Origin of the sequence: Nonomuraea sp. NPDC003560, assembly GCF_042878785.1 — a bacterium.
Lineage (GTDB): Bacteria > Actinomycetota > Actinomycetes > Streptosporangiales > Streptosporangiaceae > Nonomuraea.
Map to the genome: position 1 here is coordinate 48436 of NZ_JBIAOF010000010.1, position 15241 is coordinate 63676.

Sequence of the window (15241 nt, forward strand, 5' to 3'; positions counted from 1 at the left end):
ATCCGGCACGTCCGGCGGCGCCCTGACCCAGACGATCATCCGGGCCTACGCCGTCTGCCGGGGCTGACCTCGCAGGCCCGGCGGGGGGCGCGCTCGCGCCCTTCAGGGGGCGCAGGCCAGGCTCTCCGGTGGCGTGGTCGTCGGCAGGTTACGACGCCACTCCTCCTGCGTCAGTGACCGTCCGGCCACCTCGCACACCGCCGCCAGCGGATCCTCGGGGAACGCGACGGCCCACCGTCGTACGGTTCCGTCGGAGCTCGCGCCGGCCAGCGTGGCGCCGTCCGGGCTGAACGCCAGTGAGGTGACGTCCGCTCGGGGTCCGGCGAGCGGGTTGCCGAGGGGGCGGCGGGTGGCCACGTCCCAGAGCCGGATCTCGCCGTCGCGGCCTCCGGTGGCGATGACGCGTCCGTCGGGGCTGAACGCGGCGGCCCCGGCGCCGCCGATGCCGTGGGCCTGCCAGGCGTCGCCGATCGGCTGCCGGGTCGCCACGTCCCACACGCGGATGACGGCGTGCTTCTCGTCGGACGAGATCCCCAGGGTGACCGCGCGGCGGCCGGCCCGGTCGATCTCCACCCACTCGGTCGAGTCGTCAACGAACCGGGTCGAGGAGCCGGTGCCGACGTCCCAGAACCGCAGGGTCAGGTCCACCCCGACCGAGGCCAGCAGCTTGCCGTCGGGGGTGAACGCCATGTCGGCGATGCCGTCGACGGGGCCGGTCACCACGGTGCTGTCGGGGTCGTAGCTTTGCGGGCCGGCTCCGTGGCCGGTCATGACGGGGCCGACGGGCTTGCCGGTGGCGAGGTTCCAGACCTGGATGTCGTTCTCGACGGCGATCGCGGCCAGACGCCAGTCCGCGCTGAACGCGACTCGTCCGTCCGCCAGGGGCAGCGGCGTGCCGGTCGGACGGCCGGTCGCGCGGTCCTTGAGCGTCAGCTTCCCGCCGGTCACGGTGGCGACGGTACGGCCGTCGGGGGACAGGGCGATCGCGCCGGGCGGCAGGGCTTGGAGCCGGCCCGTGGCGAGGTCCCGCAGCCGCAGGCCGCCTTCCGTCGCCATCGCCAGGGCCCGCCCGTCGGGGGTGAAGGAGACGGTGGCGGAGTCACCGGCCTGGACGGCGGCGCCGAGCTCGGTCATGGCCTTGGCGTTCCAGAGCCGCGCCGTCGCGTCGCCGCCGACGGTGGCGAGGAGGGTGTCGCCCGCCGCGAAGCGCACGGCATGGATGTCGCCGGTGTGGCCGGTGACGGTCGTGCCGACGCGGCGGCGGGTGGTGAGGTCCCAGTACTGGATGTTCCGCCTGCCGCTGATCACGGCCAGAGTGCCGCCGTCGTCGCTGAGGGCCAGCCCGTCGATCGGGCCGGTACGGATCGCGCCGGCGGGCCGGAGGGTGGCGGCGTTCCAGAGCCGGACCTCGTCGCCGGTCGAGGTGATCAGGAGGTCGCCGGACACATCGGCATGCGTCACCGTTCCGGGGATCGCCGATGAGGCCCGCCCGGTGGATCTGTCCCAGACTCGTAGCCTGCCGTTGACCACCGCGCGCAACGTCCGGCCGTCCGGCCCGAACGTCATCGCGTCGACGGGCCCTCCCGTCTGGATCTGCCGTCCGTCCGAGCGGTCCCCGTTCCAGAACGTGACGCGTCCGCCCGTCGTGGCGACGGCGAGAGTACGGCCGTCAGGGGCGAACGCGATCGAGGAGATCCGGCCGGTGTGGTCGCCGATGTCGGCGACCGGCTGGATCGGGGCGGCGAGCGGCCTGCCCGACGCCGCGTCCCACAGCCGTACGGTGTGGTCCTGCCCGTAGGTGGCCAGCGTCTTCCCGTCGGGACTGAATCGCAGGTGATGGACGGCGCCGGTGTGCCCGGTCGGGATCGTCAGGATCGGCCGGCGGGTGCGGGTGTCCAGCAGCTTGATGACGCCGTCCGTCTCGATCGTGGCGAGCCTGGCGCCGTCGGGGCTGAAGGCGGCCACGTCCGCGCTCGGCAGCACCGCGCGTGCCGTGGTGGCCAGGAAGTCGATCATGCCCTGCCGGCTCTCGTCGCCGGGCGCGATCCGGAAGGAGGTGGCGGAGAGCAGGCCGGCCAGGAACGGGTCGTCCTGCCGCACCGAGCGGCTCCGGGAATCGACGGCCGCCGACATCGCGCGCCGGTCGCGTGCCGCGGCCTCCTGGACGGAGTTCGCCGCCAGCAATCCCGCCACGGTCACCGCCGCCACCGCCGCGGTTCCGAACGCGAGCCGGACAACCCGGCGCCGGCGCAGCGACGCCGTGGAGGCTTCCAGGAAGCGTGCGGCCACCGGCTCGACCGCCGGGTAGCGGTCGTCGCCCGCCCAGCGGTCCAGGACGAGCCTGACCTCCTTGAGCCGGCGCGCCGGGTACAGCAGCTCGGCGCGTCTTCCCTGCTGTTCCCAGTCCTCGGCCTGCTGCTGCATCCTGGCGACGAGCAGGCGCCCCGGCCGGTCGCCCTCCAGCCACCCGCCCAGCCGGGGCCAGGCGTCCAGGAGCACGTCGTGGGAGATCTCGGCGGCCTTCTCGCCGAGGACGACCAGGCGCATCGCGGCGAAGGCGTGCAGGACCGCGCGGCCGTCGTCGTCCACCCGGTCGAGCGGCAGCGTCCTGCGGGCGTGCCCGTCGGGCACCACCTGGGTCAGCCGGAGGAAGAGCCGGCGCGCCACCTCCTGCCGGTGCGGCGGCAGATCCCCGTAGACCTCCTCGGCGGCGTTGCGCACGGCCTGTTCGATCCGTCCCGCGCGGTCGTAGCCTCGCAGGGTGAGGCGGTCGCCCTCGCGGTTGCGCCAGGTCATGAGCATGGCCTGGGAGAGCAGCGGGAGCACGCCCATGTCCTTGGGCCGCGCCCTGAGCTCGTCCATGAGCACCTGGACCAGCGCGCTCTCCGCCTTCAGCCCGGCCTTCTCCGCCGGGCCGACCACGGCCTGGAGACGCCCGGAATCGCTCATGGGCCCGAGCGTGGTCGACCGGCTGTCCTGGGCGGCGCGCAGCAGGTCGTGCTCGGCGCACCGTCCCCAGAAGTCGGCGCGCACCCCGAGGACGACCACGGCCGCCGGAGCGTCGTCAGGGCCGACCGGCTCCTCGCTGATCGCGCGCAGGACCTCCAGGAACGCCTCGGCCTCGCCCGCTGAACGGACGAGCGTGAAGATCTCCTCGAACTGGTCGACGATGAGGATCAGGCGGCCCGGCGGACGGTCTTCCGCGTGCCGGACGAGGAGTTCGTGGACGACCTCGTGCGCGCGGTGCGGCTGCTGCTCCAGCGCGGGGCACTCGAAGCCGAAGGCGGCGCCCAGCCGGGCCTTCAGCTGGGCGAGCGGGGCCCGGGTCGGATTCATGATCGTACGCGGCCACCGCGCGGCCTCGGGCAGACCGGGCAGGCCGGAGGACAGGCTGGGCAGCACCCCGGCGTGCAGCAGCGACGTCTTGCCCGCGCCCGAGGCCCCCGCCAGCAGGTGCAGCCCCGGCCCCCGCACCCTGGCTGCCATCGCCTCGCGCAGCAGCTCCGTCTCCTCCTCCCGCCCGTAGAAGAACGGCCGGTTCAGCACCCCGTACGGCTTGAGCCCCATGTACGGGCACCCGGCGAGCGGGACGTCCGCCTGTGGCTCGGGCTCGGTCCTCCAGCGCAGCCAGTGCACATCACGCGCGAGCTCCGACACGCGGTCGAGGCGGTCCTCCTGCCGCTGGAGCGCCGTGTTCTGCTCCTGTACGGCGGCCTCGATCCTGCGTACCGTCTCGTTCAGCTCCAGTTGCAGGAACGCCAGCTCGGAGAAGCTCGAACCGAGCAGGTCCAGCGTCTCGGCGGCCTCGGCCCAGCCGGACGACTCGGCGATGATCTCGGTGGCGCCGACGCCGCGCAGGAGCCTGGCCAGCTCGCGGCTCAGGGCGGCGGCACGCTCGTCGTCGGCCTCCAGCAGCGTGCGGAGTTCGGCGAGCAGTTCGCTCTCGGCGAGCTCCCTGCTGGGCGAGCGCATCCTGTCGGCGAGGCGGACGATCAGCTCGCTGAGGATGTTCGTGCCCAGGCCACCCGTCGACGAGATCAGTTCCGGGACGGCCTGACCGGTCGCCACGCTCACGATGACGGGCGCGGCGGTGGCGGCGGCGAGCATGCCCAGCATCGCGTTCGCGCTCCAGCGCTTGACCCGGCGCGGTTGCCGGCTCTTGGCAGGGCCGGACATCCAGCGCCCGAAGCCCTGGCGCATCTCCGTACGCAGGTCGTCCGGCAAGCCGTGGTCGTCGGCAGGTGCCATCGATCCCCTCCTCCGAGATGATCAACGGTACGCGTCCTGATCAGGTTCCTGCGCGAGAGTATGCCGCTGTGGCAGGGGACGGGGATGCCTTTCGAGCACAATGATCGCTGTCACCGGACGCCGTCACGACATGCGCCGGCCAGGGCCCGGCGCCGGGCGGTGGCTTCGCATAGGGTGACCGGTCAGAACTTGCCGGGCTCGAACCTTCGGACGAAGACGTAGGTGCCGGATCGGCTGACCAGCTCTATCACTCTCCTGCGCGGGTGCTCCAGCATGGTGACCTTCACGCATTTCAGCGTGACCCTGCGCCGGCCGAGGAGCGCGTCGTAGGAGAGGTACATCTTGTCGAAGCCCCGGTTGTTCCTCATCCCGACGCCCAGCTGTGTGCGGAACGTCCTCGAACCCGGCGGGTTGAACGGTTTGGCGGCCACGATCGCGTCGGTGGCCTCGGCGGGGCAGCGTACGAGCACGCGAACGTAACTGTCCTGACGCGGGCGACGCGGCCTGATCTTGACCCCCGTCCAATTGCCGATACCCGCCGGTGCCTTGGGCCGGCCCGCCGCTCCCTCAGGGTTGGTCTGGAGATCGGCGCTGTCGCCCTCCTCCACCGGAGGGTCGGGCATCGGCAGGACGGGCGCGCCCGCCGCGATCGTGCAGGGGGTTGCGACAAGGGCCGCGAGCAGGCCGAATGTCGCCACAACCCTCATGATCTCCCTCTCGACGGGCATGTGAAGCGATTGACGATGGGAGGGGGCGTGTCCCCAGTATGCGGGCGAGCCCCGGCGAAGAAGCGGATACCACGCCGTTCACCAGGTGTTCGACGGTTCCGGGCGAGTCCGCGCCGGTTGCCAGCGGCAGATCTTCTTGGCGGTGAGGGTCGCGCCGATGCGGGCGTAGAAGCGTTGCGCGGCGACGTTGGCTTCGGACACCTCCCAGCGGATCACCTTGCCGTCGGCGGCTTCGGCCGCGGCCTGCATCAGCCGTTCGCCCACGCCGTCGCCGCGTTCGGCGCCGGTCACGTACAGGTCGTCCAGGGCGAGGTAGTTCTGGCCGGACCAGAAGCTGATGCGCTCCAGCCAGGAGACGTAGCCGACGGCCCGGCCGCCCCGCTCGGCGAGCAGGTAGGTGATCTCGGGGCGGGCGAGCATCCGCTCCAGATCCTCGACGCCTACGGTGATGGCCGCGGCCTGGCCTTGGTGTTCGGCCAGGCCGCGAATGAGGTCGTGCACGATGGCGGCGTCTTCGGGCGTGGCACGACGGATCGTGGTCACAGTGATCCTTTCCAGTCGGGTTCAGGGGAGTTGACAGGCCGTGGCGCCCGGACCGGGCGGTCCCCGCTCACTGAGAGCCGGCTTGCGCCGTGGGTGACGGGCGGCCGGGCGTCACCAGCGCTGCGACGACCGCGCCGACCGCCGATGCGATCGCGGCCACGGCGAATCCGCTGGTGAAGCCGTTCAACGTGGTCCCGGCCAGGCTCGCGGCTGCGACGCTGGACATGACGGCGGCTCCGACGGACGCGCCGAACTCGTGGAAGGTGCTCACGATGCCGGAGGCGATCCCGGCCTCGTGGGGCGCCACTTGACCGAGCGCGGTCGCCGAGGCGATGACGAACATCGCCCCGGTGCCCGCCGCCGCGACGGCCACGCCCGCCACGACGCTGACGACGCTCGTCGAGAAGGCCGGTACGGCCATGCCGATCGCCGCGACCGTCAGACCCGAGACGGCCAGGGCGCGCCCGCCCCACCGGCCGAGCAGGCGCCCGGTCAGGTTGGCGCCGAGCATCGTCGCCAGCGCGACCGGCAGGAACAGCAGCCCGGCCTGCAGCGCGCCGTAGCCCAGAGCGTGCTGGAAGTAGAAGGTTCCCAGGAAGAACACCGCGATCATCAGTGCCGTGGCCATCAGGATGAGGAAGGCCCCGACCGCCACGGGCCGCCGGGCGAGCAGTCGCACGTCCATCAGGGGCGAACGCGCCCGCCTCTGCCACAGCACGAACAGCACGTAGCCCACGGCAGCGGCGAGCACGAGCCACCCGGTGAGGGCGCTGAGCCACCCCCGCTCGCCGGCGGCGATGAGGGCGTAGATCAACGACGCGCCGGCGGACGTCACCAGGATCGCACCGAGTACGTCGAGCCGGGGCCGGGAGGCGGGCGAAGGCGTACGCGCCGGGAGCAGTACGGCGAGGACCACGGCGATCACCAGGCCGATCGGCACGTTGACGTGGAACACCCACGACCATCCCGGACCGGCGGTGAGCAGGCCGCCGAGGAGAACGCCGAGCGCGGCGCCGCCGCCGCCGAGCGCGGACCAGACCCCCAGGGCCTTGTTCCGCTCCTCTCCGTCGAACAGGGCGACCACCAGCGACAGCGCCGCGGGCGACAGCAGCGCGGCCCCGACGCCCTGGGCCACCCGACCGGCGAGCAGCATGCCCGCCGACCCGGCCAGCCCTGTGACCAGCGAGGCGACGGTGAACAGCAACAGGCCGGCGATCACGATCCGCTTGGCGCCCAGCAGGTCCGTGATGCGGCCGCCGAGCAGCATGAGGCCGCCGAAGGTGAGCGTGTAGGCGCTGACCGTCCAGGTCAGGGCCTCGCGACCGAGACCGAGGTCCGTCTCCATGTGGGGCAGCGCGATGGCGACGACGGTGACGTCGAGGATCAGCATGAGCTGGGCCACGCCGAGGAAGCCGAGGATGCGCCACCGGGCCGGGAGCGGCTCGTGGAGCTCTGCTTGGTGCACTGCAGGTTGGGTCATCAGATCCTCCAGCCGATATCTCGTATGTCCATATACGAGTTGCGCTGGTCACTATAAGCCGTATGCACGCATACGAGATAGGCTGGGGGCATGGCTGCACCTCCTGTGCGTTCCAGGCGCCGTGCCGATGCCGAGCGCAGCATCGCCCGCATCGTGTCCGCGGCACGCGAACTGATGCGTTCGGACCCGCATGCGACCACCGACGACATCGCCCGCGCTGCCGGCGTCGGGCGGATGACCCTGTACGGGCACTTCCGGACCCGGGCCGACCTCATCGAGGCGGCACTGGTCGAGGCGCTGCGAGACGGTGACGAGCTTCTGGCCTCCGTCGACCTGACTGGCGACGCGCGCGAAGCCATGGGCCGCCTGCTGGCGTCCAGCTGGGAACTGGTGGCCGAATCAGCGGCCCTGCTGGCCGCGGCCGAAGGAGTCCTTCCCGCGGGACGGATCCGGGACCTGCACGCCGAACCCGCCCAGCGCATGGCCGACCTCGTCCACCGGGGCCAGGATCAAGGCGTCTTCCGTACCGACCTGCCCGCCGCCTGGCTGGTCAGCCTCACCCACTACATCCTGCACGGCGCGGCGAACGAGGTACGCCAAGGACGCCTGGCCCGTGAGGATGCCGCCGACACGGTCACGAAGTCCATCCAGTCGGTGCTGGCCGCCTGAGGCGGGAGCCCGGTTCCGGCGTGGGGCGGCGGACTCGCCGCACGCGTGGCCTGGACAGGATTCAGAGCAGTTGTGCTTGCACGAATCCGGCGAGCAGCACAGTGAAGCCGCCGATTTCGCCCACGATGAGCGCCGCCATGAACGCCGTTGTGCCGCGGACGGGATGGCGGAACTGATTGCCGGTGTCCCGGCGCCGACCGTGAAGGACGTAGCTCGCGATCGCCGCGACGAAGAACACCACGACGACTCCCGCCGCGACGAGATCGACTGCCGCCGGCCAGCCGCTCAGCTCGACGAAGACAGCGATCAGCAGCGTCGCGAACGAATACAGCAATGCGGCACGATGTGCGATGTCCACATAGGGATGAGCCCTGTGGCGCTCCGAGTGGATCATCTGCCGGTATTTCCATACGCCCAGCACCAGGGCCGCCATGAAGATCAGTCCTGCCAGCAGCAGCACGACGATGGTGTCGTCCCCCAGGGGCACGGCGCTACGCATGACGGGCCTCCGGGAAGAGGCCGGGGAGCGACGCTGACCCATCGTAAGAAACGGTGAGTCCGCCGCCGGAGGCGGCCGGCGTGACCGTTCTGGCCGACCGTGAACTGACCGTTGCTGATGCTCGTCCCTCTCTCGGCGCTTCTCGCGGTGCCACGTCCCCCCACCTTCCCGATAACTCGAACATAGCTGTTCGAGTTATCGGAGCCTATCTGACTCTCCGGCGCAGGGGCGACGGCTGAGGGCTTCCATGCCGAGCCTGACCAGCCGCCGCCACCGGGCCGTCCTGGCCGGACAGAACGCCGAAAGCGTCGGCGACCTGGGCGGTTCGTCGCCGTCGCGCCCGTACGCGAGGCCCGCGACCGGGGCGCGCTCGTGGTCGGCTTCCGTCCCGCCCTGGTTCGCCTGGCCCCCGCTACGGCTGCGCGGCCCCGGCGGCGCTCGCGCCCTGGCTCGTCACCTGGTGCCCCGCTTCCTCAAGGACGGCGATGGCCTGCTGTTTCCTCGGCTTGGGAACCAGAACCAGGTCGGCGTGGAAAGTCGAGGCCACGAATACCGGGATCGCCGCCTCCGCCAGCGGCTTGACGATCGCGGACAGCATCCCGGGAAGGTCCAGGCCATGTGCTGTGGCGCCTCCGTAGAAGCCGATCCACTGCTCCGCCGCGTCCATGTCTCTGGCCTCGCGGACCACGGTCAGCCCTTCCGGGGCGCGGACGAGCACCAGCCAATCGTCCTCGGGCACCCCTTCGTGCGGCAGATGCTCGACGGCGTATGCGGGAGACATGATGTTGAGGTGCTGGGCGGTGGATGCGTTCATGGGCATGTGTCTATCAGGCATCCCTTATTTCGACTCTCGTCTATCTTGACGAACGTCTAAGCAGCGTGGGATCGTCGTGCCTGATTCGATACAGGTCGAAGTGTTGATGGCCTCGACCTCACACCCGCAGAAGGGAATCCATCATGACGACGGACCAGACCAGCGGCGGCTTCATCGGCGACCTGGCAGAGGCTTTCGCGCCGCCCGCCGCCGGTGGCTGCTGTGGAGCTCCTGCCGCCGCCTCCGCGGCCGGTGACACGGACGACCAGGCAGAGGCAGCCGCAAACGCCTGCTGTGGCAGCACGGCCGCCGCCCAGCAGGCCGCCCAGGCCGGTTGCTGCGGTCAGGCCCCAGCCGCCACCCCGGCCGTCGAGGCAGCCGCCACCGGCTGCTGCGGATGACCTCCACCATGCCGGACCTCCCTCAGGCGCCCGGCCTGGCCGCCGTCGTGGAGCGGGTGTCGGCGGCGCGGATGCAGGCCACGGTGCACGAACTGGCCCGCGACCGCTACGCCGGGCGGCGCGTGGGCACCCTCGGAGGCAGGGCCGCCGCCGACCGGCTCGCCGAGCGACTGCGCGAGCTGGGCGCCGAGGTCGAACTCGACTCCTTCCCCGTCGCCGACGTGCGGGAGCTGTATGCCACCCCGGTGCTCGAATGGAACGCAGGCGACCAAAAGCTGCGCCTGGAGCACCGGCGGGACTTCGTCGAGCACCTCGCCACCGCCGACTCGCCGGACCCGCGCACCGCGCCGCTCGCCGCCGCCTCCGCGGCCGACCTGCGCGGCCGATGGGTGCTGGCCGAGGCCGGAGACTGGGCGCACGCGTGCGAACGAGCCGAGGCCCACGGCGCGGCCGGAGTGCTGACCGCGCGCGGCACCGACGCCGAGGGGTGGATGCCCAAGATGATCGCCGGACCGGCCCCCCGCGCCGTCCCGATCATCGCCCTTCGCGCCGACCTGCACGCCCGCCTGGCCGACGCGCTGGCCGCCGGGCCGGTGCGGGTGACCGCGTCGATGCCGCTCCGGCAGATCTCCACGGACGGCCGCAACGTGCACGCCCGCTTCCCCCACGCCGGGGGAGCGGGGAGCGGGCCGCGGGTGCTGCTGGCCGCGCACTACGACGGCGTCGGCGACGACCCCGGCCTGCGGCTGCCCGCGGCCGCCGACAACGCCTCCGGCGTGGCCGCCGTCCTGGAGGCCGCCCGCGTCCTGACGGCGGACCCGGCCGTCCGGGCCGAGCTGTCGGTGGTCTTCCTGGACGCCGAGGAGGCCGGGGCATGGGGCTCGGCCCACCACGCGCCCGCGCTGCCGTCCGACACGCTGGTGATCAACCTCGACGGCGCCGCGCACCTGCACCAGGCCGCCTCGGTCGAGGCCGGGGGACCCGCCCACGCGCTGCTGGCCACCCTGGACCGGGCCGCCCGCCTGACCGGCGTGCCGCTGCGAGCGGGCGCGATGGCGTCCGACAACCGCCGCTACGCCGCCGCCGGCCTGGCCGCGATCGGCATCGGCATGGGCATGCCCGGCTACCAGACCCCCGCCGAAACCCCCGACCGCGTCGAACCGGACACCCTCGTGGCGGCGGCCCGGCTGCTGGCCGCCACCGTGGGGCTGCTGGCCGCCCGGACCTCGATCTGATCAGGCCCATGGCCTAACCGGTGACGTCGAGTTCGGCGTACATGCCGGCCGCGTAGTGGCCCGGGAAGTTGCACAGCAGTTCGTATCGGCCCGGTCGCAGTGTCAGCGTGGTCCAGCTCGTGGATCCAGGAGCTATGCCGTTCCCGGCGCCCGCCCCGCACGTACGGGACGCCTCGCCGAGGCTACCCGCCTCGCTGACGCGCCCGTCCGAACCGGTCACCCGCTGTCCCGGCGCGTGCCCCGCCGGGAGCGGCAGCGCGACGACCTCGTGGGCGAGGACCCCCTCGTTGTACGCACGCAGCGAGACCTTGCCGGCTGGAACGCTCGAAGGCTTTGCCGTCAGTCTCATCCGCGTGCCGTGCGGCCCTGAGCCGTACGGAGGGCCAGGGCTCACCATGCCTGATCCCATCTCCGCGAGGGACACATCCACCACATGCCCTTGAAGCGGTGGCGCAGTGCACGCAGGCTGCTGGCGTGGCGTGATCGCCGCAGCCAACGCGGCTCCTCCCAGGCCGAGGTCTGCGCACATGACGGCGCTCATCGCTGTGTAACTGATCTTGTGCAGCCACATGCTCGGCACCTCCGTCGCTCCGCCCCCGCTTGAGGCCGGCCGTCCTGAGGACTTGGGTGAGGACACCTCACCCAGGTCCCCTGCCCCGACAGAGCCATGGCACGCCCACGCCCACATCCGTCTCGTGGCCGCCTTCGCCGTCGTTCAGTGCAGGCGAGTCAGCCGGGCAGCAACTCGCCGAGCAACTTCTCCACTTGGAGGCGGATGTCGTCGCGGATGGCTCGGACGGCGTCGATGCCCTGTCCGGCGGGGTCGTCGAGCTTCCAGTCCTCGTACCGCTTGCCGGGGAAGATCGGGCAGGCGTCGCCGCAGCCCATCGTGATGACCACGTCGGAGGCTTGGACCGCGTCGACGGACAGGACCTTGGGGCGGGCGGCGGTGATGTCGATGCCGACCTCGGCCATGGCCTCGACAGCGACCGGGTTGACCCGCTCGGCCGGGGCGGAACCGGCCGAGCGGACCTCGACCTGGTCGCCTGCCAGGTGGGTGAGCCAGCCGGCGGCCATCTGGGAGCGTCCGGCGTTGTGCACGCAGACGAACAGGACGCTGGGCTGGTCAGGCATGCACGGGCTCCTTGGCGAACAGGCGGCGGCCGGCCAGGCTGACGTAGACCAGGGCGACCAGGACGGGGACCTCGATGAGCGGGCCGACCACTCCGGCCAGCGCCTGGCCGGAGGTGACGCCGAAGACGCCGACGGCCACGGCGATGGCCAGCTCGAAGTTGTTGCCGGCGGCGGTGAAGGCCAGGGTGGTGGAGCGCTCGTAGCCCAGGCCGATCAGTTTGCCGGCCAGGAACGATCCGCCCCACATGAGCGCGAAGTAGGCCAGCAGCGGCAGCGCGATGCGCGCGACGTCGCCGGGCTGGGCGGTGATCGTGCCGCCTTGCAGGGCGAACAGGATGACGATGGTGAACAGCAGCCCGTACAGGGCCAGCGGGCCGACGCGTGGCAGGAAACGGCTTTCGTACCAGTCCCGGCCGCGGGCGCGTTCGCCGAGCCGGCGGGACAGATATCCGGCGGCCAGCGGGATGCCGAGGAAGATGAGCACGTACTGGGCGATGTCCCAGGCCGAGACCTGAAGCGCGGCCTGCGCGAGGCCCAGCCAGCCGGGCAGCACCTGCAGGTAGAACCAGCCCAGCGCGCCGAACGCGATCACCTGGAAGACCGAGTTGAGCGCCACCAGGACGGCGGCGGCCTCACGGTCGCCACAGGCCAGGTCGTTCCAGATGAGGACCATGGCGATGCAGCGGGCGAGCCCGACGATGATCAGGCCGGTGCGGTACTCGGGCAGGTCGGGCAGGAAGGTCCAGGCCAGCGCGAACATGACGGCCGGGCCGAGCACCCAGTTCAGCACCAGGGAGGAGAGCAGCAGGCGGCGGTCGCCGGTGACGGTACCCAGACGGTCGTAGCGGACCTTGGCCAGCACCGGGTACATCATCAGCAGGAGTCCGAGCGCGATCGGCAGGGAGATGTCGCCGATCCTCACCGCTTCCAGCGCGGTGTTCAGCCCCGGTACCAGCCGTCCGAGCAGCAGTCCGGCGGCCATGGCCGCGATGATCCAGACTGGCAGGAACCGGTCGAGCGTGGACAGGCCGGCGATGACGCCCTGCGCGGGCGCGGTCGAAGAGGACATCGCGGCGCTTCTCAGACGGTGGCGGGCACGTCGAGCAGGGCCGACAGCTCACCCAGCGTCTCGGGCACCAGCCGGTAGTACACCCAGGAGGCGCGCCGCTCCGACGTCAGCAGCCCGACCTCCTTGAGCACCTTCAGGTGGTGGCTGATGGTCGGCTGGGACAGCTCGAAGGCGCCGGTGATGTCGCACACGCACACCTCGCCGCCGGCGCGGCTGGCCACGATCGACAGGATGCGCAGCCGCACGGGGTCGCCCAGCGCCTTGAACACCCGCGCCACCCCGGCCGCCCGCTCGGCGTCCAGGGGCTCGCGCATCAGCGGCGGGCTGCACTCCAAGAGCTCCAGAGGTTCCACATCTTCTCCGTATAGACAGGCATCGAAATCGATGCCTCTCTATATTGGCAGATATCAAAGCCAGGAGGGACCCGGCGGAGCCTGGGTGAGATCTCGTACGGCTCCAGCCGAGCGGTAGTCCGCGAACCGCCGTCCTGAGCGGCGACTCAGACCCCGGTCAAGGTGCTGCGGCGCTCGATCATCAGCACGTCCCGCCATAGGCCGCGGTGACAGCCGATGCGCTCGCGGGTGCCGACCACCCGGAAGCCGAGGCCCTGGTGCAGGGCCAGGCTGGCGGCATTCTCGGGGAAGACGCCGGACTGGATCGTCCAGACGCCGGCATCTTCGGCGGCGGCGATGAACGCCCCCAGCAGCGCCCGGCCGATGCCGTGAGCCTGGCAGCCGGGGTGGACGTAGATGCTGTGCTCGACCACTCCGGCGTAGACCGGGCGGGACGACACCGCCGAGGCGGCCACCCAGCCGAGCACCTCGCCGGAGTCGCTGTCGGTCGCCACGTACCGCAGATGCGGCAACCGGCTCGCGGTGAACCCCTCCCAGATGGGCGCGGTGGTCTCGAAACTGGCCTGGCCGGTGTCCAGGCCGGCCTGGTAGATGGCCAGCACCTCGGCGGCGTCGCCCTCGCGCATCGGCCGGATCTCCAGGCCGGGCCCGATGGCGGGCTTGACGGCCTGGACGATGGCCGAGTGCACACCGTCGCCGTGATCGGCGGTCAGCGTGATCGTGACGGCGACGAAGCCGGCCGCGACGAGCAGATCCCGGTACTCCTGCACGGTGAGCGATCCGGCGGCATGGCCGATGCGCTGCTCGGCCCGCGGTCGCGCCTGCTCGTCGAGGCCCTGGGCGGTGACGACGTCGCTGACCCCGAACCGGCCCCCCGGACGCAGCACCCGGAACGCCTCGGCCGGCACCGCCGCCTTGTCGTCGGACAGGTTGATCACGCAGTTGGCGATGACCACGTCCACCGTGTGGCCGGGCAGCGGGATCGCTTCGATCGTGCCGTGCAGGAACTGCGCGTTGGCGACACCCGCCTGTTCGGCGTTGCGCTGGGCCAGTTCCACCATGGCAGGGCGGGCGTCCAGGCCGAAGACCGTGCCGTGCGGGCCGACCCGGCGGGCTGACAGCAGCACGTCGATGCCGTCACCGGATCCAAGGTCGAGCACCGTCTCACCGGCGTGCAACTGGGCGATGCGCTCCCCGCTGAGCGCGTTGCGGGCCAGGGCGGAGTGGTGGTCGACGATCTCGTCGTGCGCCATGGGATCTCCTCAGTCGCAGACCGGTGCGGCCGGCACGGGGTTGCCCATCACCACGTCGGCGGCGGTGGGGAAACAGCTCACACAGGCTTCGTTGACCCGGTACAGGCTGGACGTGCCTTGCTTGTCGACCAGTACGAACCGCACGTCGGCCAGGATCTTCAGGTGGTGCGAGACGGTGGACTGACCTACCCCGGAAGCGGTCACGATCTCGCCCACGCTCATCGGCGCTCGCCTCCGCGCAAGCAGCGACACGATCTGAATCCGAGTGGCGTCGGCCAGGGCCTTGAACCAGCTCGCATACTCCTCGGCCTCGGCGCGCGGCAGAGGCCCCTCTGTCTCATTCATCGAACATCGACGATAGTCGATTTATGGCGAGCATGGAAGCCTCTCATGGCACACGCCGCGAACACCGGCTCGCTGGACGTGACCCGCTCGCCGCGCCTGCCCAGCCCAACGGCTTGCGGGCGCACTGCACGGACGAGGATCTGAGCAGGGCCGGACAGGGAGTCGACCAGCCGCCCGGTGGCGGATCGCCCGCCATCACAACCCCACCACCCCTTCCGTGTGCGGCAGCGCGTGGCAGACCAGGGCCGGAGACGCGGCAACCACCAGGAGCAGGCCCAGCGCTGTGCGCGTGACGAAGCTGATCAACAACCACCCGACCGCGTACAGCGCCGAGCCGAACACGCCTGCAGCGGCGCGGATGCGGGCGCCGGCGGAGCCGACCTTCGGAGAGTGGCGACCCCGTAGGGAGCCGGTGCCCACGACGAACCGAGGGGCCCAGGCCGCACGAAGGCGGCGAGAGGCCCCGACCA

General features: G+C 71.6%; 16 protein-coding genes. 3 read left to right on the forward strand and 13 right to left on the reverse strand.

What is annotated here, in order from left to right:
* Window positions 1-102: 102 nt before the first annotated feature.
* The 4 genes from ACFYUV_RS33780 to ACFYUV_RS33795 all read right to left on the reverse strand — a co-directional run bounded on the left by ACFYUV_RS33780 (window position 103) and on the right by ACFYUV_RS33795 (window position 6999).
* Window positions 103-4248, reverse strand: a complete 4146-nt coding sequence (locus ACFYUV_RS33780) for an AAA family ATPase (protein WP_387675691.1) — start codon at window positions 4246-4248, stop codon at window positions 103-105.
* Between the two features lie 182 nt (window positions 4249-4430).
* Window positions 4431-4976, reverse strand: coding sequence for a hypothetical protein (locus ACFYUV_RS33785; protein WP_387675693.1), 546 nt, complete (start codon window positions 4974-4976; stop codon window positions 4431-4433).
* 78 nt (window positions 4977-5054) lie between these two features.
* Window positions 5055-5519 (reverse strand): GNAT family N-acetyltransferase, encoded by a 465-nt coding sequence (locus tag ACFYUV_RS33790; protein ID WP_387675696.1) that lies wholly within the window; start codon window positions 5517-5519, stop codon window positions 5055-5057.
* Window positions 5520-5586: 67 nt separating this feature from the next.
* Window positions 5587-6999 (reverse strand): MFS transporter, encoded by a 1413-nt coding sequence (locus ACFYUV_RS33795; protein ID WP_387675698.1) that lies wholly within the window; start codon window positions 6997-6999, stop codon window positions 5587-5589.
* 90 nt (window positions 7000-7089) lie between these two features.
* On the opposite strand from ACFYUV_RS33795, the gene ACFYUV_RS33800 reads away from it, so the two are divergent.
* Window positions 7090-7668 carry a TetR/AcrR family transcriptional regulator gene (locus ACFYUV_RS33800; RefSeq protein ID WP_387675701.1) on the forward strand — a complete coding sequence of 193 codons (579 nt, stop codon included), beginning with the start codon at window positions 7090-7092 and terminating at the stop codon, window positions 7666-7668.
* Between the two features lie 61 nt (window positions 7669-7729).
* On the opposite strand, the gene ACFYUV_RS33805 is transcribed toward ACFYUV_RS33800, so the two are convergent.
* On the reverse strand, window positions 7730-8167 hold the full coding sequence (locus ACFYUV_RS33805) for a hypothetical protein (RefSeq protein WP_387675704.1): 438 nt from the start codon (window positions 8165-8167) through the stop codon (window positions 7730-7732).
* Between the two features lie 412 nt (window positions 8168-8579).
* The gene (locus ACFYUV_RS33810; protein WP_387675707.1) at window positions 8580-8981 is read right to left on the reverse strand and encodes an ACT domain-containing protein; all 402 of its coding nucleotides are present in this window, start codon (window positions 8979-8981) and stop codon (window positions 8580-8582) included.
* 143 nt (window positions 8982-9124) lie between these two features.
* Here ACFYUV_RS33810 and ACFYUV_RS33815 point away from each other — a divergent pair, with 143 nt between their 5' ends.
* Together ACFYUV_RS33815 and ACFYUV_RS33820 are read left to right on the forward strand one after the other, a co-directional pair.
* A complete protein-coding gene (locus ACFYUV_RS33815; RefSeq protein WP_387675710.1) occupies window positions 9125-9382 on the forward strand; it encodes a hypothetical protein in 258 nt (85 codons plus the stop codon).
* A gap of 8 nt (window positions 9383-9390) precedes the next feature.
* Window positions 9391-10617: a M28 family metallopeptidase gene (locus tag ACFYUV_RS33820; RefSeq protein ID WP_387675713.1), complete on the forward strand. Its 1227-nt coding sequence runs from the start codon at window positions 9391-9393 to the stop codon at window positions 10615-10617.
* A 13-nt stretch (window positions 10618-10630) separates the two neighbouring features.
* Here the strand turns inward: ACFYUV_RS33820 and ACFYUV_RS33825 are convergent, their stop codons facing one another.
* The 7 genes from ACFYUV_RS33825 to ACFYUV_RS33855 all read right to left on the reverse strand — a co-directional run bounded on the left by ACFYUV_RS33825 (window position 10631) and on the right by ACFYUV_RS33855 (window position 15191).
* A complete protein-coding gene (locus tag ACFYUV_RS33825; protein ID WP_387675715.1) occupies window positions 10631-10966 on the reverse strand; it encodes a sulfocyanin-like copper-binding protein in 336 nt (111 codons plus the stop codon).
* 380 nt (window positions 10967-11346) lie between these two features.
* On the reverse strand, window positions 11347-11751 hold the full coding sequence (locus ACFYUV_RS33830; protein WP_387675718.1) for an arsenate reductase ArsC: 405 nt from the start codon (window positions 11749-11751) through the stop codon (window positions 11347-11349).
* Complete coding sequence (gene arsB / locus ACFYUV_RS33835) at window positions 11744-12820, reverse strand: ACR3 family arsenite efflux transporter (protein ID WP_387675721.1); 1077 nt, start codon at window positions 12818-12820, stop codon at window positions 11744-11746. The genes ACFYUV_RS33830 and arsB overlap by 8 nt, the downstream gene beginning before the upstream one ends.
* Window positions 12821-12831: 11 nt before the next feature.
* Window positions 12832-13173: an ArsR/SmtB family transcription factor gene (locus tag ACFYUV_RS33840; protein WP_387675724.1), complete on the reverse strand. Its 342-nt coding sequence runs from the start codon at window positions 13171-13173 to the stop codon at window positions 12832-12834.
* A 146-nt stretch (window positions 13174-13319) separates the two neighbouring features.
* The gene (locus tag ACFYUV_RS33845) at window positions 13320-14426 is read right to left on the reverse strand and encodes a GNAT family N-acetyltransferase (protein ID WP_387675726.1); all 1107 of its coding nucleotides are present in this window, start codon (window positions 14424-14426) and stop codon (window positions 13320-13322) included.
* Window positions 14427-14435: 9 nt separating this feature from the next.
* Window positions 14436-14771: an ArsR/SmtB family transcription factor gene (locus ACFYUV_RS33850; protein WP_387675729.1), complete on the reverse strand. Its 336-nt coding sequence runs from the start codon at window positions 14769-14771 to the stop codon at window positions 14436-14438.
* A 195-nt stretch (window positions 14772-14966) separates the two neighbouring features.
* Entirely contained in the window at window positions 14967-15191 is a 225-nt protein-coding gene (locus tag ACFYUV_RS33855; RefSeq protein WP_387675732.1) for a hypothetical protein, read from the reverse strand.
* Between the last annotated feature and the right edge of the window lie 50 nt (window positions 15192-15241).

Coding starts and splice junctions, on each gene's coding strand:
- ACFYUV_RS33780 (WP_387675691.1), bottom strand. CDS start 4,248: ATGGCACCTGCCGACGACCACGGCTTGCCGGACGACCTGCGTACGGAG.
- ACFYUV_RS33785 (WP_387675693.1), bottom strand. CDS start 4,976: ATGCCCGTCGAGAGGGAGATCATGAGGGTTGTGGCGACATTCGGCCTG.
- ACFYUV_RS33795 (WP_387675698.1), bottom strand. CDS start 6,999: ATGACCCAACCTGCAGTGCACCAAGCAGAGCTCCACGAGCCGCTCCCG.
- ACFYUV_RS33800 (WP_387675701.1), top strand. CDS start 7,090: ATGGCTGCACCTCCTGTGCGTTCCAGGCGCCGTGCCGATGCCGAGCGC.
- ACFYUV_RS33805 (WP_387675704.1), bottom strand. CDS start 8,167: ATGCGTAGCGCCGTGCCCCTGGGGGACGACACCATCGTCGTGCTGCTG.
- ACFYUV_RS33810 (WP_387675707.1), bottom strand. CDS start 8,981: ATGAACGCATCCACCGCCCAGCACCTCAACATCATGTCTCCCGCATAC.
- ACFYUV_RS33815 (WP_387675710.1), top strand. CDS start 9,125: ATGACGACGGACCAGACCAGCGGCGGCTTCATCGGCGACCTGGCAGAG.
- ACFYUV_RS33820 (WP_387675713.1), top strand. CDS start 9,391: ATGCCGGACCTCCCTCAGGCGCCCGGCCTGGCCGCCGTCGTGGAGCGG.
- ACFYUV_RS33825 (WP_387675715.1), bottom strand. CDS start 10,966: ATGAGACTGACGGCAAAGCCTTCGAGCGTTCCAGCCGGCAAGGTCTCG.
- ACFYUV_RS33830 (WP_387675718.1), bottom strand. CDS start 11,751: ATGCCTGACCAGCCCAGCGTCCTGTTCGTCTGCGTGCACAACGCCGGA.
- arsB (WP_387675721.1), bottom strand. CDS start 12,820: ATGTCCTCTTCGACCGCGCCCGCGCAGGGCGTCATCGCCGGCCTGTCC.
- ACFYUV_RS33845 (WP_387675726.1), bottom strand. CDS start 14,426: ATGGCGCACGACGAGATCGTCGACCACCACTCCGCCCTGGCCCGCAAC.
- ACFYUV_RS33850 (WP_387675729.1), bottom strand. CDS start 14,771: ATGAATGAGACAGAGGGGCCTCTGCCGCGCGCCGAGGCCGAGGAGTAT.